The organism is Clostridium cellulovorans 743B, from assembly GCF_000145275.1.
In the GTDB taxonomy this organism is placed as follows: Bacteria; Bacillota; Clostridia; order Clostridiales; family Clostridiaceae; genus Clostridium_K; species Clostridium_K cellulovorans.
In genome coordinates this window covers 366,211-389,625 of record NC_014393.1, presented here as the reverse complement: position 1 = coordinate 389,625, position 23,415 = coordinate 366,211, and the positions used below count along the sequence as shown (strand labels likewise).

24 protein-coding genes are annotated in these 23,415 nt (G+C 30.4%); 15 read left to right on the top strand and 9 right to left on the bottom strand.

What is annotated here, in order from left to right:
* Positions 1 to 7: 7 nt before the first annotated feature.
* The 3 genes from CLOCEL_RS01635 to CLOCEL_RS22660 all read left to right on the top strand — a co-directional run bounded on the left by CLOCEL_RS01635 (position 8) and on the right by CLOCEL_RS22660 (position 3,523).
* Positions 8 to 2,815 carry an amidohydrolase family protein gene (locus CLOCEL_RS01635; protein WP_010075151.1) on the top strand — a complete coding sequence of 936 codons (2,808 nt, stop codon included), beginning with the start codon at positions 8 to 10 and terminating at the stop codon, positions 2,813 to 2,815.
* Positions 2,816 to 3,054: 239 nt separating this feature from the next.
* Positions 3,055 to 3,393, top strand: a complete 339-nt coding sequence (locus CLOCEL_RS01630) for a hypothetical protein (RefSeq protein ID WP_010075152.1) — start codon at positions 3,055 to 3,057, stop codon at positions 3,391 to 3,393.
* A complete protein-coding gene (locus tag CLOCEL_RS22660; RefSeq protein WP_010075153.1) occupies positions 3,380 to 3,523 on the top strand; it encodes a hypothetical protein in 144 nt (47 codons plus the stop codon). Before CLOCEL_RS01630 ends, CLOCEL_RS22660 begins: the two co-directional genes overlap by 14 nt.
* A 76-nt stretch (positions 3,524 to 3,599) precedes the next feature.
* On the opposite strand, the gene CLOCEL_RS01625 is transcribed toward CLOCEL_RS22660, so the two are convergent.
* The 3 genes from CLOCEL_RS01625 to CLOCEL_RS01615 form a co-directional block, all read right to left on the bottom strand.
* The gene (locus CLOCEL_RS01625; protein WP_010075154.1) at positions 3,600 to 5,516 is read right to left on the bottom strand and encodes an FtsX-like permease family protein; all 1,917 of its coding nucleotides are present in this window, start codon (positions 5,514 to 5,516) and stop codon (positions 3,600 to 3,602) included.
* Entirely contained in the window at positions 5,513 to 6,274 is a 762-nt protein-coding gene (locus tag CLOCEL_RS01620; RefSeq protein WP_010075155.1) for an ABC transporter ATP-binding protein, read from the bottom strand. Before CLOCEL_RS01620 ends, CLOCEL_RS01625 begins: the two co-directional genes overlap by 4 nt.
* Positions 6,275 to 6,450: 176 nt before the next feature.
* The gene (locus tag CLOCEL_RS01615) at positions 6,451 to 6,987 is read right to left on the bottom strand and encodes a GNAT family N-acetyltransferase (protein ID WP_010075156.1); all 537 of its coding nucleotides are present in this window, start codon (positions 6,985 to 6,987) and stop codon (positions 6,451 to 6,453) included.
* A 330-nt stretch (positions 6,988 to 7,317) separates the two neighbouring features.
* Between CLOCEL_RS01615 and CLOCEL_RS01610 the strand changes: the two genes are divergently transcribed.
* Complete coding sequence (locus tag CLOCEL_RS01610; RefSeq protein ID WP_010075157.1) at positions 7,318 to 7,749, top strand: GNAT family N-acetyltransferase; 432 nt, start codon at positions 7,318 to 7,320, stop codon at positions 7,747 to 7,749.
* A gap of 328 nt (positions 7,750 to 8,077) precedes the next feature.
* On the opposite strand, the gene CLOCEL_RS01605 is transcribed toward CLOCEL_RS01610, so the two are convergent.
* From CLOCEL_RS01605 to CLOCEL_RS01595, 3 genes are all read right to left on the bottom strand, one after another.
* Positions 8,078 to 9,901: a beta-L-arabinofuranosidase domain-containing protein gene (locus tag CLOCEL_RS01605; RefSeq protein WP_010075158.1), complete on the bottom strand. Its 1,824-nt coding sequence runs from the start codon at positions 9,899 to 9,901 to the stop codon at positions 8,078 to 8,080.
* A gap of 157 nt (positions 9,902 to 10,058) precedes the next feature.
* Positions 10,059 to 10,937: an AraC family transcriptional regulator gene (locus CLOCEL_RS01600; protein ID WP_010075159.1), complete on the bottom strand. Its 879-nt coding sequence runs from the start codon at positions 10,935 to 10,937 to the stop codon at positions 10,059 to 10,061.
* 110 nt (positions 10,938 to 11,047) lie between these two features.
* On the bottom strand, positions 11,048 to 12,124 hold the full coding sequence (locus CLOCEL_RS01595; protein ID WP_010075160.1) for a galactose ABC transporter substrate-binding protein: 1,077 nt from the start codon (positions 12,122 to 12,124) through the stop codon (positions 11,048 to 11,050).
* Positions 12,125 to 12,438: 314 nt separating this feature from the next.
* Here CLOCEL_RS01595 and CLOCEL_RS01590 point away from each other — a divergent pair, with 314 nt between their 5' ends.
* From CLOCEL_RS01590 to CLOCEL_RS01575, 4 genes are all read left to right on the top strand, one after another.
* Positions 12,439 to 13,050, top strand: coding sequence for a class I SAM-dependent DNA methyltransferase (locus CLOCEL_RS01590; RefSeq protein ID WP_010075161.1), 612 nt, complete (start codon positions 12,439 to 12,441; stop codon positions 13,048 to 13,050).
* Between the two features lie 270 nt (positions 13,051 to 13,320).
* A complete protein-coding gene (locus CLOCEL_RS01585; RefSeq protein WP_010075162.1) occupies positions 13,321 to 13,704 on the top strand; it encodes a GntR family transcriptional regulator in 384 nt (127 codons plus the stop codon).
* Position 13,705: 1 nt separating this feature from the next.
* Positions 13,706 to 15,106: a DUF5808 domain-containing protein gene (locus CLOCEL_RS01580; protein ID WP_010075163.1), complete on the top strand. Its 1,401-nt coding sequence runs from the start codon at positions 13,706 to 13,708 to the stop codon at positions 15,104 to 15,106.
* A gap of 40 nt (positions 15,107 to 15,146) precedes the next feature.
* Positions 15,147 to 15,968 (top strand): aminoglycoside adenylyltransferase domain-containing protein, encoded by an 822-nt coding sequence (locus tag CLOCEL_RS01575; RefSeq protein WP_010075164.1) that lies wholly within the window; start codon positions 15,147 to 15,149, stop codon positions 15,966 to 15,968.
* Between the two features lie 40 nt (positions 15,969 to 16,008).
* Here CLOCEL_RS01575 and CLOCEL_RS01570 read toward each other — a convergent pair whose 3' ends face one another.
* Together CLOCEL_RS01570 and CLOCEL_RS01565 are read right to left on the bottom strand one after the other, a co-directional pair.
* A complete protein-coding gene (locus CLOCEL_RS01570; RefSeq protein ID WP_010075165.1) occupies positions 16,009 to 16,491 on the bottom strand; it encodes an NUDIX domain-containing protein in 483 nt (160 codons plus the stop codon).
* Between the two features lie 191 nt (positions 16,492 to 16,682).
* Positions 16,683 to 16,952, bottom strand: coding sequence for a hypothetical protein (locus CLOCEL_RS01565; RefSeq protein WP_242655201.1), 270 nt, complete (start codon positions 16,950 to 16,952; stop codon positions 16,683 to 16,685).
* Between the two features lie 295 nt (positions 16,953 to 17,247).
* Between CLOCEL_RS01565 and CLOCEL_RS01560 the strand changes: the two genes are divergently transcribed.
* The 7 genes from CLOCEL_RS01560 (at position 17,248) to CLOCEL_RS01530 (ending at position 22,553) form a co-directional block, all read left to right on the top strand.
* Positions 17,248 to 17,928, top strand: a complete 681-nt coding sequence (locus CLOCEL_RS01560; RefSeq protein WP_010075167.1) for an HAD family hydrolase — start codon at positions 17,248 to 17,250, stop codon at positions 17,926 to 17,928.
* A gap of 20 nt (positions 17,929 to 17,948) precedes the next feature.
* A complete protein-coding gene (locus CLOCEL_RS01555) occupies positions 17,949 to 18,644 on the top strand; it encodes an HAD family hydrolase (protein WP_010075168.1) in 696 nt (231 codons plus the stop codon).
* A gap of 47 nt (positions 18,645 to 18,691) precedes the next feature.
* Positions 18,692 to 19,192, top strand: coding sequence for a GNAT family N-acetyltransferase (locus CLOCEL_RS01550; protein WP_010075169.1), 501 nt, complete (start codon positions 18,692 to 18,694; stop codon positions 19,190 to 19,192).
* A 38-nt stretch (positions 19,193 to 19,230) separates the two neighbouring features.
* The gene (locus CLOCEL_RS01545; RefSeq protein WP_010075170.1) at positions 19,231 to 20,109 is read left to right on the top strand and encodes a hypothetical protein; all 879 of its coding nucleotides are present in this window, start codon (positions 19,231 to 19,233) and stop codon (positions 20,107 to 20,109) included.
* Positions 20,110 to 20,327: 218 nt separating this feature from the next.
* Positions 20,328 to 21,182, top strand: coding sequence for an isocitrate lyase/PEP mutase family protein (locus CLOCEL_RS01540; RefSeq protein WP_010075171.1), 855 nt, complete (start codon positions 20,328 to 20,330; stop codon positions 21,180 to 21,182).
* Between the two features lie 42 nt (positions 21,183 to 21,224).
* Positions 21,225 to 21,755, top strand: a complete 531-nt coding sequence (locus CLOCEL_RS01535; RefSeq protein ID WP_010075172.1) for a GNAT family N-acetyltransferase — start codon at positions 21,225 to 21,227, stop codon at positions 21,753 to 21,755.
* Between the two features lie 36 nt (positions 21,756 to 21,791).
* The gene (locus tag CLOCEL_RS01530; protein ID WP_010075173.1) at positions 21,792 to 22,553 is read left to right on the top strand and encodes a class I SAM-dependent methyltransferase; all 762 of its coding nucleotides are present in this window, start codon (positions 21,792 to 21,794) and stop codon (positions 22,551 to 22,553) included.
* A gap of 192 nt (positions 22,554 to 22,745) precedes the next feature.
* On the opposite strand, the gene CLOCEL_RS01525 is transcribed toward CLOCEL_RS01530, so the two are convergent.
* The gene (locus CLOCEL_RS01525; protein ID WP_010075174.1) at positions 22,746 to 23,276 is read right to left on the bottom strand and encodes a 2'-5' RNA ligase family protein; all 531 of its coding nucleotides are present in this window, start codon (positions 23,274 to 23,276) and stop codon (positions 22,746 to 22,748) included.
* Positions 23,277 to 23,415 lie beyond the last annotated feature (139 nt).

The window sequence follows — 23,415 nt, the reverse complement described above, 5'->3', positions numbered from 1 at the left end:
TGCATCCATGCTAAGAAAAATAGAAACCTCACTTGCAATACTTATATTTCCCCTTAGGAGCTTAAGCCTATATAAAAAAGATTTGTTTTTAGACATAGCCTTATCATCAAACAAAAATAACCCAAGCAACAAAACAGTTGTAGACCATTTGTGGGACAACCTAAATTTAGACTTTAAGCCACACAACATCGATGAAGTTAAACTAACACTACAAAAGCATTATCCTTTTATCTTTGAACATAAGGAATTCGATAAAAGCTATGTTATGTGCAAATACTTCGATACGATAAACAAACTTTCCACCTCTTTGATTTCTCATAGAGATGGAAAGATAACTTTTAAATATTGGAATAATAAAAATGATAAAGAAATCTTTGGACCATATGATACCTCTCAGAAAATTATAATTTTAAATAGTTTATCTAGAATGATGCCTTTAGACATAGTTGCTATAAATTATTTATTAGAGAATGATATGGATGATATTGATCAATTGGATGGATTTTACTCAAGCATCATGCTTGCAGATATGCAACTTGAAGATACTTTAGTTAGTGGTGTTGCAGAAAATCATCTTCATGCTGGGGCTTGTTTTAACTTCGCAATTTCTTGGAATATTATAATGAATATATTTTTCCGTGGAGATGTATCATATATAAGTCATATGGGGATACCGTCAAGCCTTGTAGAGTATGTACTTTCAGCTATAATTCTTAGACTCACACTTTGTATTTTTCTTTTTGGAAAATATAGTAGTAGCTGCGAATGTAACAAGCGCTTTGAGGATTGGATTTCTGAATTTAATCATAAAACCTGTTTCCCCCAAGAAGATTCTGACGGAGTTAATAATGAATCACTGAAAGAATCTTATTTTAATAATTCTTCTGATGAAAAACTCATTTATGACTTTATCACTTTACTTTCCTACGGTGAGGATATTTCTAAATGGATTAAGAATAAGAGCATTATTAGCAGTGATGAAACAGACTTTAGCACTTATAAAAATCTCTGGGATATCCTAATTAAAAGATATTCTATTGATATGGAAGAAAACAGCGAAGATTTTGTCTTTGATATTTTTCACAGAGCACAATGCGTAAAAACTTATGGCGAGAATGTGTTTATATTCTATGCTCTAAAATATATTAAAGAAGAAAAAAGTGATACGATGTTTTCTCAGCTATTTTTGAACTATTTAAGAATAAGGACTAATTTCTTTAATCATATAGTTCAAAATGGTGCTACAGTAAAAGGTTTGGATTATTTTAAAAAATACTATCATAAGGCAAGTAAATCAATCGCTTATACCGATACTAAGTATTACTATAAGACACTTTTTAGGACTATGTTTCAAGATAATTTTCTAAAAAAACTTGAACTTCGTACTTCAATAAACACTAAATCTTTTAGAAAAGACCTTATAAATATTCTTTCAGCATATAAAGAAGTTATTGATGAGGATTTTCTTCATAAGACTAATGAAATTCTCGATAAAGAATATAGTAAAATAGGTGAAAATGCTTTTCCTCTATTTGGTTTGGTGATACATCTTTTAAAAGAGGAAGATATACGATCTGAAGAGAAATGTTGGCATTTACATAATAAAGATACCCAGAGCACTGCTGGTGAATTATACTTTGGTATCTTACAAGAAAAGTATATGTCTCAAATTCAAACTTTAGTAAACTTAAGAAATGAAATTCCACATTTATCTCAATTTATTTTAGGCTTAGATGCTGCCAGCGGAGAAAATGATACTCCTATTTCCGTATTTGCTCCTGTCTTTGATAAAGCTAGAGGTAGCAATGGACAAACGTTGAAATCTAAAAATAAAGATGGTAAGTTGATAAAAAATAAAAGCCTCGCTTTTACTTTCCATGCGGGGGAAGACTTTAGGCACCTATTATCTGGACTTAGAAGGATTGATGAAGTTATAGAATTTTGCAAATTTCATGCTGGTGATAGGATTGGTCACGGAATAGCCCTTGGTGTTGACGCTGAATATTGGAAACGAGCAAATCCTGTTGTGATTTTGCCTAGAGGTGAATATTTAGACAACCTCCTATGGGTTTGGGGTATATATGCAAACGAAAAAGATTACGATCCTAAAATAAATATCTACCTTGAAAATCAAATTTATACTTACGCTTCTGAAGTGTATGAAAATATGAACGGCATCACTACTCCAATGCTATTTAAAGCTTATGAGAATCGCTTTAGGAAATTTGAAGTAAATGAGAGGTACAAAACTGATAACTATTTAGATAAACCAGAAATTTTTTGTATAAGAGCAGCCGATGCTGATACAAAAATATGGAATGCAGATAAATTGAATCATGTATATCACTGCAAATGCTACCTAAAAAAACTCTATGAACCTATTCAAGTAGCTGTTACAGATATAGATTGTGGCATGATTGTGAAGATACAAGAAATAATCAGAAAAAAAGTAGCTACTAAAGGCATAGTAGTGGAAGTAAACCCAACTTCTAACGCAGTAATTGGAGAAATGGATTCTTTATTTGACCACCATGCCTATATAATTAATAGCATATTAGAAGATAAAAATACTAAAATAATGCTAAATGTCAACTCTGATGATCCAACGGTGTTTAATACCAATGTTAGTAATGAACTAGCTTATTTATATTACGGATTATTACATAAAAATGTTTGTAAAGAAGTTGCATTAGCTTGGATAGATAAACTACGTGACTACGGCATAAAAACTTCTTTCATAAATCATCAAATAAGACATAAAGAATATTATCAATGCTTAGTAGAAGTTTTGAAAAACTTAGGTGCTGATATTTAAATTTTTAAATATCAGCACCTACAATTTCTAATTTTGTACAAGTTGAAAAGACTTAGCCTTTGCTGTGTCTATTTTTAAAGAATCTAGTAATACACTTTTTGATTTATACTATTTTAAAACTGTTTTTATTAACAACATACTATACAAAAGAAGGTGAACCATGACTAATACATTCAACTTTACAAATAAAATTCCAGTTACAGCTATAGATTTAAATATCCCTTGGTACTGGCCAAAGCTTGGCAGTTGGAGGTAACGGCAACCCAATACTATCCACAAGTCAACCATATAAAAACTTAAAGCTGTGTATAACTTCAATTAAAAGTCCTCCATTTGATGCTAATAGTAGTTGTCTTTCTATAGAACCACTAGTTGAACCAATACATCAGCTTGCCTCTCTCTATCCATCGCCATACCCTTATAACATACATGGTGAAACACCTCATAGTTCCATGGAAAATCAAGTTTCTGCCCTAGTTCTTGAAATGGCAGGTATAGATTATATAACTGCACATACAGTTGTTAATGAATGTAGCAAGGAATGTTTGCCATTAAAAAGGAGCATTGAACACTGCTGATACTGGACAATCAATTGTCATCGATTCTGGAGAAATTGAAGAAGTTATAGTTGTTAATAAAAATAAACTCTATGAAGGAGAGAATTTTATGAGTTACATATCATACTGTGGATTAAAATGTTACAAATGAACCTATTTTAACAAAGCCTAATTCTAAGGTAACTATCGCAAAGAATAGCTTAAAATTAGGCTTTGTTAAAGAATTACTATGATAAAATTTTTTTAATATAATACCTTCTATAAGCCAAATAGAATAACAGCTCTAATAAAATATAAATACATCCCGTGAACATTGAATATTTTATGCCATAGCTATTATTAAACCCAATTGAAGATAACTTAAAACATATATAATAGCCCCCTAAATATATTCCTAGAAAACAAGGGACTAAAAATAACACCATCAATTCTTTTGAAATATTTGATGACAAGTCTCTTTCTGTAAATCCAATCTTGTACAACTTTTGATATTTGACCTTTTCTCGCTGTTCTTCTAATAATAACTTGAAATGTATCATTAAGTTTGATGCCATAAAGAATAATGAAAACACGAAGCATAGTATAAACATTAAGAACCTACTAGATTCTTTTAATAACGTTAAATCCTCTATCTTAGAAACAGGCTTAAAGACTTTTATATCATCCTTTTCATTTTGAAAAAACTGTTTGGTATTTTTCTTATTATAATCTTGTAGTTCCTTTATTAAAGCTTGTACTACTTTCTCCGTTTTACTCCAATCATTAAAATTTATAAACTTAATGTTCCCTATGTTCTTTAATGGTGATGTTGATTTTATTTTTAAGTAATCCTCATCACTAAAGATTAAATAGTTAGTATTCTTTAAGATAGGTATATTATTAAAAAGTATTTTATCAATTTTATCTTGGCAAGTATATGTAATTTCATTTATTTTATAACTTTTGACTTCTTGATTATTATGGAGATAACCATCATTCTTATTAATTTGGTGCAAATATGTGTATTGTCCTTTTTCTACAGTTAAATCAATTCCAAGGGATTCCTTTAACCTTTCATCAGAGATTATAGTCATCGCTCCTTGGGTAATAAATTCTAGATTATCTATTGAATCTATCTTAACATTATTATCCTGAAGTATACTCTTTAATTTATCTTCTGAGAGTTTATTTTTATTGTATACTTCTCCATAAGCTAAATCATATGGATTGCTTATAAAAATATTTTTCTGTAATATCTCTGTACCGGTAGAACTAAAGCTCATAAAGTAGACTATTGTAGTAAGAAACAATGTAGATAAAAAAATAATATTCTTAGAGCTTCCTATGGAATATTTTAAATTGCTTACCCATACTAAATTATTAGCAGTTTTCTGTTTAAATAACTTAAGAAACTTGTCTATAAAAAAATGTAAGTTTGCCACAAATAAATATATACCTATTAAACTAATAACCATATTTACATAAATAGGAATAAAGCTTTTTTTATTAATTATTCCAACCCACTGAATAATAATTGAGCTAATAATAAGAGAGATTCCTAGAATTCTGAAGATTTTTTTATCCATAAAATTATAATCAGCTCTATGCTCAGCTTTTAAAAGTTCTATAATTTGGTATACTGGTACGAATACACAGCTTTTTAAAATCATTATTAAATTAATACTGCCTAAAAATACTATTGTATATAGATAACTCTTAAGATTCATAGAGAAATCTATATTAAGATCAGTTATCTTTAGTACAATACAATAAAATATTTTTGAAAACAAAGTCCCCATAGCAAGTCCCACTAATATAGAACCAGCTGTGATTAAAATATTCTCTAAAACTATAATTTTCCTTATATCATTATTAGTCAAACCCAAAGTCATAAAAAGTGAGAAATCCTTTTTTCTAGATTTAATAAAATAATTATGAAAGTGAACTATAAAAACAACTGAAAATATACCCAAAGCCAAAGTTGGAGCAAATAAGTTACTTGATATCATACTATTTACTTTTGACGAATCATTAAAATCTTTATTTGTATACATAGTTAAATACAGAAAAACCAGCATAGTTATGAATCCACTACATAGAAAGTATATAGCATATCTTCTTATGTTAACTTTAGCCATCTTTAATGAAAGTTCTCTAAAGTTCATTTTTTTTCATCTCCAATACTATTGAGTTTTTCTAATATTACATTAAGGAATTGGGTCCGCTCTTTGCTGTCTCTAGTAACTTCTGAATGAATCAGCCCATCTTTAATAAAGATTATCCTATTGCAGTAACTAGCTGTAAATGGATCATGTGTTACAACTAATATTGTATTGTTATTCATCATGTTTAGCTTTTCAAAGTATCCCATTACAGTATTTGAAGACTTCCAATCTAAATTACCCGTAGGTTCATCAGCAAATATAATATCAGGATTGTTTATTATTGCCCTACCAATAGCTGCTCGTTGTTGTTGTCCCCCTGAGACTGAATATGGATATTTATCTTTTATTGTTGCAATATCAAGCATAGCCATGACACCATCGATTTTTCCCTTCATTTCTTCTGGCTCATGATAATCTAAACTCAAAGGCAGCATAATATTTTCTTCTATCGTTAAACTATCTAACAAATTGAAATCTTGAAATACAAAACCTAAATGCTCACGCCTAAACAAAGTCATATTATTCTTAGACATCTTTTTTACGTCTTTACCCAAGATTTCAATCTTCCCTGAACTTAATCTATCAATACCACTAAGCAAGTTTAATAATGTAGTTTTACCACTACCAGAAGGTCCCATTATGCCTACAAATTCGCCTTCTTCTATTTTAAAATCAACTCCATTTAATGCGTTTGTTGAATTTTCATTATTCTTGCTAGTATAAACTTTCTTTAGATTATCCACACTTAAAACCAACATATTAATTTCTCCTTAGGTCTTATATTTGCTGAAGTAGTTTAATTATAGAAATCATTCCCTCTTTATGTATCAATACATTTATACCTTTTTCATATATTTCTCAAACTTGAACCGCGACCTTCCAAGCAAACAAGTTTTTATTATTTCACTTGTCTACCTAGAAGGAAGCATACATTTTATTTTAATTTATGCCATTCTGATTTTAATATTGCATACTCATAAGTATCAAACCATATTGGTTGTCCATCACTATCCACCTTAAAATAGACATTTTGCAGCAATACGCCTTCACGTCTCATATTCAACCGCTCAAGTAATTTCCAAGAAGGTTTATTCATTGAACTGCACATAGCAATAATACGTCTTGCACCAAGACTAGAAAATCCATATTCAATCAATGTTTTTGCTCCTTCAGTAGCATAACCTTTTCCATGATATTTTCTATTAAAAACGTAGCCTAATTCATAAGTATCGAAGTCTCCCTTAATAAATGTGAGATTTCCAATCACTTTTCCACTGTCCTTTAAAGTAACTGCATAAAAAATTTCATTTCTTGCCCTGTTAATTACTTCTTCTTTAGCCTGTTCCTCAGAATAAGTATCATAGGGCTCAAATCTTACCACCTCTTCATCTGATAAATACTCATATAAATCTTGCCAATCATTTTCTGTAAACCTTCTAATAATTAATCTATCTGAAACTATATTCTCCATTTTTATCTCCATCTCTATTTTATAGAAGTTGTTCGCCTCCTATATTTTCGACTAACCTAAAACTTTGTACTTTCATAAAAATTCCCCCTTTCACTAAAATTGAAGCTATGTAAATACGTGAGCCTTTCATGAGTTCTTGTCTTATTTTAACACATTTTTCATTTTATCTCATATGTAGTGCTTTTTAAAATCTCTCAATGGTATAATAGTGATATGTTTCCATAAAGATTCTTGATAGATTACATTAATTTTTCAATATTGCTCTAGAATCTTGGCGTAATATCACTAACGAAATTTATATATACTGTTGTTTTATGGAGGTTGATAATCATGGAAATAAAATTAATGTCAATTGAAGATTACCATAAGGTTCATGAATTATGGACAAATACTCAAGGAATGGGTATGCGTAGTTTAGATGACTCCTTTGAAGGAATCAAAAAGTTTTTAAAAAGAAATCCTAATACAAACTTCATTGCAAAAGAGGGAGATAAGATAGTTGGAGTTCTACTATGTGGACATGATGGAAGAAGAGCATACATTTATCATACAGCCGTTAATGTTGATTATCGAAACAAGGGCATCGGTAAATCTTTAGTCAATGCTGTTCTTGATGCTTTAAGAAAAGAAGAAATAACAAAAGTCGCCCTTGTTGCTTTTGCAGAAAATACTGTAGGAAATAAGTTTTGGGAATCCGTTGGTTTCATTAATCGTTATGACCTAATTTATAGAAACTTTTCTATTAATACTAATAACACCTAACATAGAAGTTTTAAAGATACTAACTCTACTTATAAAAAACTTTAGATTTTTAATAAAATGACATTAGATATCTGCTCTCTAATATTATTATTGCCTTACTATTGCTTTAACCTCTACGTTTAAGAAAAAGAAAGCCAACATCTCTCGACGCTGACCAGTTAAAGGGTCTTAAATCCTAAAAGCAACCCATTATATACGCAGTGCATATGTGATGTCTATATGTGAAGGAGGCTTAAATCCTAAACGCCAAGCACCTTTTTTACGTAGCCTCCTTACTTTAGGATCTTCAGTTAATAAAAAGCATCGAAGATAGTTATAAGTATGAAATTTATAATAAACTTTTATCCCTATTAAAATATACTGTGTATCTTTCTTCTGTTATTTCATACAGTGGCATAAAAGTTATATTTTCAGGTTGATTGATTGTCTTATAGATGCCCTGTTTCCAAGGGAATACTCCATATGTGTGTTGGTATTGTGGCATCAAAATTTCGCTCGGTTTATCGGCATCACCGTACAATCTCCTTTCTTCATCACAAATACCCGCCAATACAATCGGACCTTCCATAAATGCAAAGGTGTCTGGCATATCCGGCAATGGAGAAATTTCTAGCCTACAAGGAAAGTAAATTAATACTTCATCTTGTGACCACTCTCTTTTTATATTGATGTATCCCTCATCTACGGTTAAATCATCGATTTTTTCATTATTGATTGTTACGCTTGGTAGTTCCTTTACCCATTTAGGTACTCTAAACGAAAGAGTAAAACTTTCGTTTTTCTCAGCAGCGACTTGGAATTTCAGTGACCAACGTGACATCTGACTTTCATCTCTTTCATCAAAAAAAGCAAGGTCATTATAATATTTCATATTTACTCTCTGCTGAATAGTAATATCTGTATTATTATAGTTCCACTTTAATTCGGAAGGAATGTATTGGCTCACAACAAGCCTTTCTTTGTCTTCAAAATAAATCAATGAATTATATAGAGTCTGAGCCTGAACCATTGTACCATGACAACACCAAAAATCGCGAGTTTCCGTTCCCCACTTTTTCTTACTTCCAGCTCCTAGTGGAAGGAAGTAAGTAGGCATTCCTGTGTACTTATTTTGCTGAGCGAGGAAACCGTTATACAAATTGAGTTCGATGTAGTCAGCAAAAGAAGTATCTCCAGTCCATTTATATAGATAGGATGCAGTTCTTATCATATTATAAACCGTACAAAATTCCTGATTTGAATCGCTTAAAAAGAGACCAAGTTTAAAAGGAGGCGTCCAATATTCGCCAGCACCTTGTCCACCACTACAGTAATAACCACGATCTGTCACTGCATTCTTCCAAAATGCTTCTGTGATTTTTCTCCATTTCTCATCACCAGTAACCTCATAAAGCTTAGCTGCCCCATGGGACCATGGAATACTGGCATTTGCATGACAGTTAGTTAAGGTATCCCTACCAGCTTCCAAATCTCTAAAAATTCTTGGATTACTATACTTTTTAGCAAGCTCTAGATACTTTTCCTCCGCTGTTATTTCATACATGGTAATCCATACTTCTAGCATTCCTGCTTCCTCGCCACCATAAATAGCACGTGGATTTTTTATCAACATATCATCTGTCCACTTTATATACCAATTACTTAACTTGTCAAGAATCGCAAGTGCTTTATCACTGTTAGTATCGATATAAGAGTTCATCAGTCCCATAAGAACTTTATGCATGACATATTGAGGAGACCATACATGATGAGAATTTTCTAGCTTTTGAAAATATTTTTCGGGTATCGGTCCAATCCATTCACCGCCATTTAATTCCTGACATTTAATAAGTTCATCTATTATTTTATCTAACTTAGCTTTTAACTCATGATCTTGCTCACTGACAAATATGGATGCAGCAGCAGATAGCCAATGTCCTAAAAAGTGTCCCCTTAATTGGCAAGTTGGTGCATCCCAGCCCCAATGAATTTCATCAGTATCAGGATTATGCAGTACCTGAAGTCCAGGTAAAATTATACCTGCTTCTAAATAAAAATTTTGTAATAACCCTTGATTTTTTACATTAATGAGATAATTACGGTTCAAATCATATCTTTCTTTGAATATACTTGGTAAAAGCTTAATATTTTTTGTATTTATCGGTTTTAGCATTTTTTCCGCCTCTCTTTTCACGATTTATATTTAATTACTAACTTATTATAGTAATTAATTTCAGAAAAGTCGGTAGATAAATTCCTAGAAACGGTGGAAATTTCTATATATTAAAGGGGTCTGATGTGCCCATTAGACTAATTCCGATTATAATTTTTTATAAATTAATCATTTTTCTTGTAAAAGCTTTCTTATATTGTGATGGTGTCATGGCTTCAAATTTTTTAAATGTTTTTAAAAAATACTTCTCATCGGTAAACCCACAAGAATAGGCAGCTTCTTTAATAGATATATCATAATTTGTAATCAATGATTTTGATATATCTATTCTTGTTTTATTGATAAAGTTAATTAATGTACTTCCCGAAGTCTTTCTGAATAAAGAAGATAAATAATCAGCATTATAACCAAATTCATAAGCAATATCTGATATTGTAATAGGTTTATAATAATTTGCCTTTATCCATTCCATAATTCGTGCTATATTGGGAGGGATATTTTGCTTGATTTTATAATACACTTCTATAAATTCCTGTGATATTTCCATAACTAATAAACTAAGTGCATAATCGATAATCTGGTTTGAATAAATCATTTCCTGCCTAGTTATATCTAATAGCTGATTAAATAACAAAGGCGCCCTCTGCGTGAGAGATATCTCACCAGACTCAGGCATAATGTAAAAGCTGTTATTTTTATCACTAATTATATTCTCTAACATACCATTAAAAAATGTTTCCTTTGACACTACGGTAACATGATTATTCATCTTAAAATGAACCCATAGATAAGATAATTTTCCATCAGATGGTTTGTATCCATAATGCTCTTCGCCTGCTTTTAAGAAAATATATTGTTTTGGTCCAAGTTCAAATCTTTCCCCATTCTGTGACATATATAGAGTTCCTTCAATTACCATAATTAATACATACATATCGAAATTACGTCTGTGATGAAGAAAGGCTTGTTTACTGATTAAGTTTCCACAAGAGAGATTTGACAGCGTAGAAGAAGCATTTGATAAAAAAAATCTCATCTAAGTTTACACCACCTTATATAATTGATTATATTTTTTACTGAATTATAGATAATATTATATAATAGAATATCTAGTAAATCATTATATAAAATCTGTGTAGCTAGTTCTTATTGCTTGTTGGGTTCATTTAAAGTACCCTGCTTCTTTTTATATATTTCAAAGGGTAAGAGAACCTCAACTCCATTTTCAGCTAACTTATAATTTGTATTATTAATATGACTTCCCTTAGTAACCAAATTCATTCCTATATCATAAAGAGCTTCTGCTGTGTTCCGTGGTTCTTGAATAATAGTACCTGTCATAACACCCTTGTTAACTAATTCTCGTGCTTCTGGTATTGCATCAATTCCGACAACTAAGATATTTCTTGAAGAATTTCCAGTGTTATATCCATATTTCTGCAAGGCCTCGATGGCACCTATAGCCATAGCATCATTATTTGAAATTATAGCTTCAATTAAGTTAGCATATCTTAAAAACAAAGCACTAATAGCTTCCCTAGCTAATTCTTTATCCCACTTAGCATTTACTAATGCAAGTTGTTTTGTTTTTATTCCTGCATTATTAATTGTTTCAATAGCAGAGTTGGTTCTTATCAACGGAACAGCTTCATTTGATGCTTGCAACATAATATACTGCAAAGTATTATCCTTATTTTTATCTATTTTCGCTTTATTGGAATTCCACATATCAACAATTATCTGCCCTTGTAAAATTCCAGCCTGCCGCTCATCCAGCCCTATCGCAAATGCTTTATTATAAGATTTAATAATATCAACTGTTTCAGGTTGTAAATAATTAAATAAAACTACTGGAATTCCGTATCGCTTTGCCTCATCAATAAGTTTTTTCACAGACTCCGCACTTTTATTAACTAAGTTAACCATTAAAAGATCTGCTGTACGCTCACGGATTACTTTACTAATAGTCGCATCTTGGATAGCCTCATTATTTTCAGCATTATAAAAAGTAAATTCAACTTTATCTTTATTCTTATCTTGTATATCCTCCAAATTTTTTCTGACTAAAGCTAAGTTTGGGTCATTAAATTCAAAAAATAACGCAGCTACTCTAACAGGTTTTTGAAGATTGATATTTACTGTTGCATATATGCTTCCTGATGATATGAATGTCGCCATGATTAAAACCATAACAATAGCCACTATTCTTCTTAGAATTTTCATAGTAACCCTTCTCCTAATCGTACAAATATAATTTTTTATACTTTATATAAACATATTGTTTACATTGTTAATACTTATATTCAGATAAAACTATTCTCTATAATAACAACAGCTGTGACTTAGTTTATTAAGTGTTTTTCCTTAGGTCCATAACAATGAAAATTAACTTTTAACACACTGTAAGATATATTTTAGTTTTTCAATCAATTTACCTCATTTAAATTTACTCTATGTGTTATAATAAGCCCATACTTACATAATTACTCAATAAAATCTTAATTGCAAAATAGTATATGTATCGGAGGTATCTTAAAATGAGTTTTGATCAACGTGCAAAAACTTGGGATAATGATAGAAGAATTAAGTTAGCAAAAATAATTGCAACAGAAATAGGTAATTCACTAGCTACTAATAAAGAACTTTCAGCTATGGAATTTGGGTGTGGGACTGGCCTTATAAGCTTTAACCTTTATGATAAATTTAAGAAAATCACTCTTATAGATTCCTCAAAAGGTATGATAGATGTATTAAATGCTAAAATTGATGAATATAAAGTAAGCAACATGGAATCTCTTCATTTAGATATAACTGATGAAAATTCCTTGGATATAAAATTTGATGTTATCTATACCTCTATGGTGCTACATCATATTGAAAATACTTCATCAATTATAAATACATTTTATAAATTGCTTAATGAGGATGGTTACTTGTGCATTGTAGATTTAGATGAAGAAGACGGTAGCTTCCACAAAGGACATGATGATTTTCATGGGCATAACGGATTCAACCAAGAAAAATTAAAAGATATTTTAATTGATGCTGGTTTTAAAGCTGTGGAATCAAAAACCTTTTACCACGGCGAAAAAATCGTAGAAGATGAAAAAATCGATTATTCCCTATTTTTAATGAAATCAAGGAAATAATTTTTTATAATTATTTCCTCAAGATTTAGTGACACAACAAAAAGATTTACGAATAATTAAAGTTTTCACTTTGGATATCTGTATTAAGGAATCCCTAATAAAATTTTTAAATAACATATATATGTTTCAATTATATACTTGTATCCATTAAAACCAACATTTGATCCCACGATATTGAATTGAATAAAATAAATCCTATATAAGTCTTGAATTATCTCTCGACTGTTATATAATATATATAACAATTATAATACCTTAAGGATGATAACAATGCTAATAGAAATTAATTTTGAAAGCGATATACCTATCTACACCCAACTGAGAAATGAAATCCTAAGAGGAATTGCCTCTGGTAAACTTGCTGAAGGAGAAATTTTGCCATCGGTAAGACAACTAGCTAGTGATATTGGGATAAATATGCATACAGTAAATAAAGCTTATAACATACTAAAGCAAGAAGGTTTTCTAACCATAGACAGAAGAAAAGGGGCTGTGATTAACACTAAGAATCTGAGATATAAAAAAGAAACCTTGATCAATATGGAAAAAGAATTAAACCCAATAATTGCTGAAGGAATCTGCTGTGATATCTCAAAGAATGATTTTATAGAAATGATCAATAAAATCTATGATGATTATAAGGTGGAAGAATAAAATGGATGGTTCAATGATTTTTATCAGTATTTTTAGCATTGTTATTTTTTCAATTTTCTATGCCATAGGCTCATATATCAATGCCTTAAGCAATAAAGGAATATTTTTCGGAGTTAGAATGCCTCTTGGTTACGAAAAGCACGAAAATCTACTAGCCTTAAAAAAAGATTATACAAAGCGTTTTAATATAAGCTTCTTAATTTTCGTATTAGTTTATGCTATAACAATTTTTTTGTTTAAAGACTATGTCTTTAGTACTTTTTTTATAGCTATCTTTGCTTTGTTACTCTTGATCCATAACAACTTCTATACTATTCATAAAAAAGTTAGACAAATAAAAAAAGAAGAGGTTTGGAAGTTTGAGAGCAGAAAAGTTGTGGTGGTAGACTTAAAAGGAAGGAAAAATACTTCAGAAAATAAAACTTTAAGTAAGGGCTTATATTTTATTCTAGCAGCAATTGTTCTTGTAAGTTTTATAATAGCATTTAGAGAAGACATAATTTTCCTTGCTATTGCACAAATAGTCACTACATTAGTTATGTTATTAGCAATCTATGCTATAAATAATACTAAACAACAATTAAATGGCGGAGAAGCTAACGAGCTTATTGAAAAAAATAAACGATACAAATATTATATTTCCTTATTAATGTATATAGCTTCATTAGCTGTTACTTTAAGCTTTTTCTTTGTGATTTTAGCCTCTGCAGATTTCATATCATCACCAGTGATTTTTATAAGCATAATTGCTACTACTTTTATTCCAATGATCATAATTGTAATTGGTGCTTTATTGATAGGCCAAGGGGGTAAAAATCTATCTGTTAACAGTGTTAATGATGAAGACAAGCTCATTATAGATAGAGATGATGATGAAAACTATGTTCTTGGTTGTTTCTATTATAATAAGAATGACCCAGCTGTGTTTGTTCCAAAACGAATTGGTATAGGCACTGACCTTAACTATGCAAAACCTGGTTCAAAAATATTTATAGGTATTGTCTTGGCAATCTTGATAGGTTCATTAATCTCAACCTTTTCTTTATCTCACCTTGTGAGTACAGGTGTAAAAGAAAAATCAATTACTATTGAAGCTAATGAGCTTTCTATTGAGGGTATGTATGGAATTAAGATTCCTTATGAAAGTATCTATAGTATAGAGATGATGGAGACCTTCCCTCAGGATATGACTAGAAAAAATGGACTGGCAATAAATCATACATTGATAGGTAAATTTAAAAGCAAGGCATATGACAATTGCAATTTATACATAATGGATAGCCGCAAACCAAACTTATTTATATATACAAAGGAAGAAAAACGTATCTTTATAAATTATGAGAATCCTGATAGAACAAGAGAGTTATACGATAAAATCATAGAAAAAATTCACAATAATTAAGTATTTAACACAGTTTAGGCGATTTTGGAAGGTGGAACATATGACATATATACCTGAAGAAGCAAAGGAAATTATCAATAACAATATTGAGTCACTTGAAGCAGTGTTACCTGATTTTCTAGAGTCATATCATATATATGGCTCTATCTCACTAGGTGCATTTAATACTAAAGAGAGCGATATTGATTTTATAGCAATCACGAAAAGAAAAGCTATGGAAAAAGATATAGATATATTAAAAAACCTTCATATTAACATAAAAAAGAAGTTTCCTAAAAAAAGTCTAGATGGGATGTATTTATTCAAGGATGACATAGAAGCTTTAAATAAAAAAGACAGTCCTTGTCTTCGTTTTAATGATGGAAATTTTGAAGGCATTGTCCCATTCCTTAGAGATTCAATAGATGCCTTTCAATTAAAAAAGTATGGCATAAACATAAAAGGACAAAGTGCCAAGAGCTTAGATTACTCAGTAAACTTTAATATTTTGATTAACAATATGTATGAGAATCTTAATACCTATTGGCTTAATTGGATGAATAAGTGCAAAAAATTCCCCTCAATGGACTACATAAATCTACTTGTTAACCTAAAAGAAATTGAATGGGGAGTTTTAGGAGTTTCTAGGCTTTATTACACCTTCCTAGAAAAGGATATGACTTCAAAGGTTGGTGCTGGTGAATATGCATTGAAGGTTTTTCCTCAAAGGTGGCACAAAATTATCAATGAATCAATGAGATTGCGGAAAGGCGTCAAAACTTCTTATTATTCTTCGCTACTTCAAAGAAGGAATGATGCTATAGCTTATATGGATTTTGTAATTGGAGAAAGTAATAAAGGGTTGTCTCAGAATAGAAAATGATTTCTATTCTGAGACAGCCCCTTAAGAATGAGTTCTGTTCTTACTCCTTTATTCCAAATCCAACAGAAGGTCGTTGTCTCCAAACATTTTGGTTAAAGGTTCCCTCCTCTAACAAATCCCAAAATCCACCTAAAAGTACTTCTGGATAAACTACTGGCAGCTCCTTTACTTCTTCCCTTGAGAAAAAATCAATATCACTTAACACTTGCTTATCAATGCTAAGTTCTGGATCTCCCCCTAATGCTAATTTGCCTCCGACTATTTTCCCAAGAAAATAATTTACATAACTCATACCTTTATCTGATATCTCCTCAACAGTCCACAATAATCTAACTATTTCAACATCCAAGCCAGTTTCTTCCTTTACTTCTCTTATCCCTGAATCTCTGGTTAATTCACCAGCTTCAACCCCGCCACCAGGTATAACCCAAAATTCTTCTGATTCATATGAATGTTTAACTAATAATATTCTTTCTGATTCATCCAAAATAAAAACCCTTACCCCAATAATCATCTCCAGCATCTATAACCACTCCCCATTTTCTCTTGTATCTTGAAAAAGATATAGAAATAAAAAAGATACTACCGAAAAATCAGAAGTATCTTTTTATTAATCTTATAATACCATTTTTTAGTTAAGCATTCAACATACGTAGAGTCCTTTACAACCATTTGAATCATAAGTATAAATTTTAGTTCGCAACATGAAATTCTTTAATAATTTACATATTCAAAATCAATATATACTTCTCCTTTTCCTACTAAAATAATAGCGTCTTGATATCCGATAATTCCTAAGTTCACTGTTTCATTTAAAAAATCAAATTTTTTGTAAAACTTTAAAACACCATTAGGGTCAATTATCGTCAAAACTGTAGTATTATCTGCTTTTACAAGACTAGCATTACCAGTAAATTGATCATCTTCAGAAACAATATATAGGCCTTGCTTAAACACATTTGATACTGGAATTGCTTTTGTCATTTCGGTAAATGCCAACATGCATATTATAATAAATATTATAAATTTTTTCGCCTTAATTCCACTCACCTCACTCACTTATATTTTGTTGAGCTTTTGTAGAAATATACCACATCTCCTATGTAATTATTTACTGTACATATTATCATCTTCTATTTTAAATTCTCCACTATTATGTTGACAAAATGTGTTATGATTAATACATAACAAAATGTATATTATTCTTGAATGTTATACTATAACATTTCATATGATTAACAATATGTCGCATTATATTTTACTTGTTAGGAGGCATCTGATGAAATATTTATTATGGGATTTTGATAACACTTTAGCTTATAGGGATGGTATGTGGAGCAGTACAATCCATAATTTATTACTGGATTATGGTTATACGAATTTCAAGCTAGAAGATGTCCGGCCTTACTTGAAAACTGGCTTTCCGTGGAACTTCCCAGAACTCTCCCATGAAGAATTTTTTAACGGTAAACAATGGTGGGAACATATGAGTAGTCACTTCTGTAATATTTTAAGGGAAATTGGTATAGAAGCTGACGTAGCAAAGTCTATCTCAGATAATATAAGAGAAAAATACTTAACACCAGACAAATGGTACCTATATGATGATACTATCTCTTGTTTAAAGATTTCCTTGGAAAGGGGTTACTCAAACATTGTTATTTCAAACCATGTACCCGAACTACAAGAATTAATAAATGCTTTAGGCATTAGTGATTATTTTATAAAAGTTTATTCTTCTGCACATGTAGGTTTTGAAAAGCCTAATAAAAAAATATATGAAACTGCTATTATGTCCCTGGAAGACCCAGAAAGTATTACAATGATTGGTGATAATTACTTTGCTGATGTACAAGGTGCCAAAAAAGCAGGTATCGATGCCATTTTAGTTAGAAAACCTAATGACTACAACTATGATAAATATTTTACTACTCTAAAAGAATTGGCTGATTTTATCTAGCTTATATTGGAGGTAGTGGTTTGATTTTTTTCGATTTAGATGGAACCTTAATTGATCATAAGCAAGCAGAGATTTTAGGTGTTCATGGCTTTCTTCATGAATACAAGGAATACTTCAACTTCAAGGAAGATTTATTTTACGAGCATTGGTGTAAAATATCTAATAAACATTTTGCACGGTTTTTAAACAGAGATATTTCATTTCTACAACAACAAATTGAAAGAATAAAAGATGTATTCATACTATCTGGTATCAAGCTATCTGATAATGAAGCTGCTAAAAAGTTTAAAGTCTACCTAGAGTTATATGAAGAAAATCTTATGCCTTATGATGATGTGCTTCCTTGCTTAAACTCACTTAAAGACAAAAGATTAGGAATAATCAGCAATGGAGCTTTAAAACAACAGCTACTTAAACTTAGCAAGATAGGAAATGAAATTTGTTTTGACCCGATTATAGTTGCTGAGGAGGTAGGAGTTGCAAAACCCAATATCGATATATTTAGAATAGCTTGCATTAAAGCAAATGTCCAAGCTAAAGATTGTATTTATGTTGGTGATGATTTTAAAACAGATATTTTATCTTGCAGCACAGCAGACATGAATGGGATCTGGCTAAATAGATACAATCAAGAATCAATCAATTCCACAACAAAGATGATACAAGATTTAAGAATGTTAAAAAATTACTTACAGATAAACAGTATTGAACTGTAGTTAGTTTTCTATTGAACATTTTAACTACGTCATACAAGGAGGTATATATGCTTCGATTAAGACCGTACAAATTAAGTGATTATAAATATATTTTAAATTGGATTAATGATGAGATTGTCTTCGCCCAGTGGTGCGCAAACAAGTTCACATATCCATTAACCAAAGAACAAATGACTAATTATTATCATAACTGCGAAAAGCGTGATGATGCTTGGATGATGACTGCTCTAAATGAAGACGGGGTACCTATTGGTCATCTTCTAATGCGGTCAGCAAATTACGAAAATGAAACCATTCATTTAAGTTTTGTTATTGTAGATTCTAGCATACGTGGACAAGGTTATGGAAAAGAGATGATATCTTTAGTAATAAAATATGCTTTTGATATATTAAAAGTAAAAAAAGTTACTTTAGGAGTATTTGATAACAACCCTTCTGCTCATGCTTGTTACAAATCAGTAGGTTTCATAGATGAAAACTATCACCTATCTGCTTTTTTCTATAAAAATCAAAAATGGGGAGTTCATGATATGGCAATATGCAAATAAAATTTCTATAGTATATTTTCAATGAAAGGGTGATCCCAATGGAAAGAAAACTAAAAAGGATTGATATGTTAATAACCTGCATAATTATTTTATTAATTATAATCACATTAGTTGGGGCTTGTTCTTTTCAAATTGATAAAAGCTACATGGTTACAAATCAGTATGGTGATGCAGTAAAAATTTTCGGCAGTGGAATATATGCTCATGATTCGTATTTTAAGGCTCCAATCTTCATAGGTACTGATTACACTATGCTTTTTGTTGCTGTACCAATATTAATAGTAGCTTTATTTAAGGATATAAAGAAAAGATCTATTAAATCCAAGCTGTTTCTTATATCAATTGTAGGATTAGTACTCTACTATTCTACTAGCATAGCTTTTGGGGTTACTTACAATGCTCTCCATCTGCTGTATATCGCTTTGTTTTCCACATCTCTTTTTACCACCATCTTATTAGTTAAAAATATTAACACAAAAGAACTAAGAAGAATTCAAAAGTTAACTCTCCCTTCAAAAGGATTAACTATATTCCTAACCTTGTCTGGTCTTGCCCTTTTTGTAGCATGGTTACCAGACATTATAACTTCTCTACTTAATGAAAAATCCTTATCCTTGATAGAAGTATACACAACGGAAATTACTTATGTAGTAGATATGGGAATTATGAGCCCATTGATATTCATTTGCTTATATCTTTTAAAAAAGAAGGATGGTCTTGGAGATATTATTCTAGCTTTTGTCCTAAGAATCTGCGAAATCATGGGAATCATGCTTCCAGTACAATCTCTTTTTCAAGCTTTAGCTGGCATTGAATTACCTATCCCTGCCCTTATTACTAAAGTAGGAATTTTTATTATACTTGCAATTTTTTCAATATACTTCAACATTAAACTTTATAAGAATATAGAAGAATAATATCCTACTAATCGTGTATATAACTGAAATTTTATCATTACATTATTTTATAAACATGTTATAATATTCTAATACGCTGTTGTACTTTTCCAATATTTCTCTAAGATATTCATATGGAAAAAGCGCTTTTTTAGGAGAAATTCTTAATAAAAGCAAATCAACTGCATATCCAGAACTATTATTAGTTCTGGATATTTTATTAACCGGAGGAGATGAAAATGAGCAAAGATAGCATTTTAAAAAAATTATTAAATTCTAAAAATACCCTTATCATGCCTGATGCATTTGACCCTATATCTGCAAAAATTATTGAGTATGCTGGCTTTTCTGCTATTCAATGTTCAGGCTATAGTTACTCTATTTCAAAAGGGTATAAAAGTGAAGAGGATATTGATTTAAATACAAACTTAAAACTAACAAAAGAAATTGTTGACTCTGTCAACATTCCTGTTATGGCTGACGGCGAAGATGGTTATGGTGAAGGCGATGAATTTGAAAATACCATTAGAAAGTTTATTGATATCGGTGTATCTGGAATAAATATTGAAGACCAAGTCCATAACCTTGTTAATAGTCCATTAAAAATTATTGATGAATATAGCATGTTAGCAAAGATAAAAGCTGCAAATAAAACTAAAAATTCTTTAGGTAAAAATGATTTTATATTAAATGCACGGACTGATGCATTGAGGTCTATGGATAATAGAAAGGAAGCACAGAAATTAGCAATAGAAAGAGCTAACAGTTATTTAGAAGCTGGTGCTGACCTTTGTTTTATAACCTACACGCAAACACTGGAAGAAGTTAAATTATTCTCAAAAGAAATCAATGGTCCTATTAGTATAGCTGCAGGTCTTCCATACAATATACAAGAATTTTCAATAAATGATTGTATCAATCTAGGAATTGCTAGAGTAAGCCTTCCTACCTTTATGATTTTAAATTCAATTGATTCTATGGTTAAGACTTTAATAGATGTAAAGAATACAGGAAGCTTTGATGGAACAATTAGAGATAACACTTTGTTATCAGATGGAGCTATCCTGAATAACATTATCTATAATAAATTTTAAAAATTCTAGCTTATAAAATTATTTATATCCGGAGGAAAATCTATGTTATTTAAAAATATCGAAACAGAAAGATTACTACTAAGAAATATAGACATTGAAGACAGGGATTTTATATTTAGTATGTTCTCAGATGATACAGTTAATAGATATCTCTTTGATGCAGATCCATTAACTAAGATTAAAGAGGCTGATGAAATAATTGAGTTCTACATGAAACCAGAACCCCGCCTTCAACATCGTTGGATTATTATTAGAAAGTCTGATGGTGTTAAAATGGGGACCTGCGGATTTCATTTTTGGCAGAAAGACTCTAATAAAGTTGAAATTAGTTGTGACTTAAAGGAAGAGTTTGAGACAAATGGTTATATGCAAGAAGCTTTTAAGGAAATTATTTCATTCGCAAAAACTGATATGCTAATAAAAGAAATAACTGCATCTATATATGTTGCTAATGAAAGAGCAATAAAACTTATAGAGTCTTTAGGATTTGTTTTGTCAGATTCCCGTTATGAAGTGTTCCGAAAAAATAAATACCTACACAAAATATATTCCCTTAACCTAGAAGTTAGTTAAGCTTGATAACTAATCATATTAGGAGGTTCCCCATCTATGAAAAATCAAGAAAAGTTTGATATGACAAAGAGCAGATTTGAAAATCTATTTGAAGAAAAGCTTTCCTACGAAAGACAAACTCGAGATGATGATCATTTATCAAAAATAATCAATGCTTTGAAATTTCAAAATAGCGATAAACTCATGGATTTAGGTACTGGAACAGGCTATATCGCATTTACTTTAGCTAAAGAAAATCCTAACTTGCAAATAGTTGGGCTAGATATTGTAACAAATGCATTAAAAGCTAATACTGAAAAAGCAGTTAAAGAGCAGCTAGACAACATAACTTTTGTTGAATATAACGGTATGAATATTCCTTTCCAAGACAATACCTTTGATTGTATCGTTACACGTTATGCTATGCACCACTTCACAGAAATTGAAAAGAGCTTTAAAGAAATTTATCGTGTGTTGAAGCCTGGTGGTCAACTCTTTATCTCTGACCCAACTCCAAATGAACGCGATGAAAATAGATTCGTAGATGATTTTATGAAATTATCTAAAGATGATGGCCATATTCAATTTTATAAAAAAGAGGAACTTGAGACAATGGCTTCTACTGCAGGATTCAAAATAGATGATTATTTTATGACAGAAATCCGATTTCCCAGTAGTTCCAGGACAGAAGGTTACAGAAAAATAGAACATGAATTACCAATCTCTATCAAGGAAAGCTACGATATTGAGATTATTAATGAAGAAGTTTATATCACAGAAAAGGTGTTGAATATTTCATTTTTAAAACCCTTGGCCTAATTATGTAAATGAATCTTGGTATCGTAAAAATTAATATTAAGATAAGTTTCCTCTGGAAACATAGTTTATTTGGTGATAACTTATATTTTTTTAGGACTTGTAGCCTTCTTTATATCAAGATATATATCTAAAAAACAGCACGCATAAAATATAAAACAAAGGAAACACCTAAAACTTCCTTTGTTTTTGTATTTATATAGCTTTTAACGGAATCTCCAATTCTATAATTGAATCTTCATTTTCATCAATAATTTCTACACTAACGGCAGTTACAATGGTTCTAAAAGCATCAACCACAGCTTTAGTCTCCTCTGCTGCCATTTGAAACTCTTCTTCCTTTTGAAAACTTCCTACAGTCATATGTGGTAAGAAGTTATTTCCCTTTAACCACTCTGGAAAATGCTCTTCTAAAATCCCAGTATACAATTTCTTATGTAATTGGATAATCTCTTCTGTTCCCTTTTCTATATTTAGAAACAAATACTTTCCAAAAGAACTCACTGGTGTAATTCCTTTAAGAATAACCTCAAAGGTTTCAACCTCAGATAGAACTAATGAAATGTGATTCTTAAGTTCATTTGTTTTTATATTACTATCAAAAGGAAAAACTAAAGTTATATGTGGTCTTACATGGGTTACAAGGGGATCATACTTTTCTCTAATTTTATCTATTACCTGCCCATTTTCAAACTTTGGAAAAATCATAATACATCTTTTTAACATAATCCTTCTCCTTTTCCATATGATTCAACAATTAAGTTTTATAAACTACAATTATATTACATGTATTTCAATAAACAAAACCCAGGTATTCCAACTATATCATATAAATTCAGTACCTTTTAGGCTCTATTAATTTCAT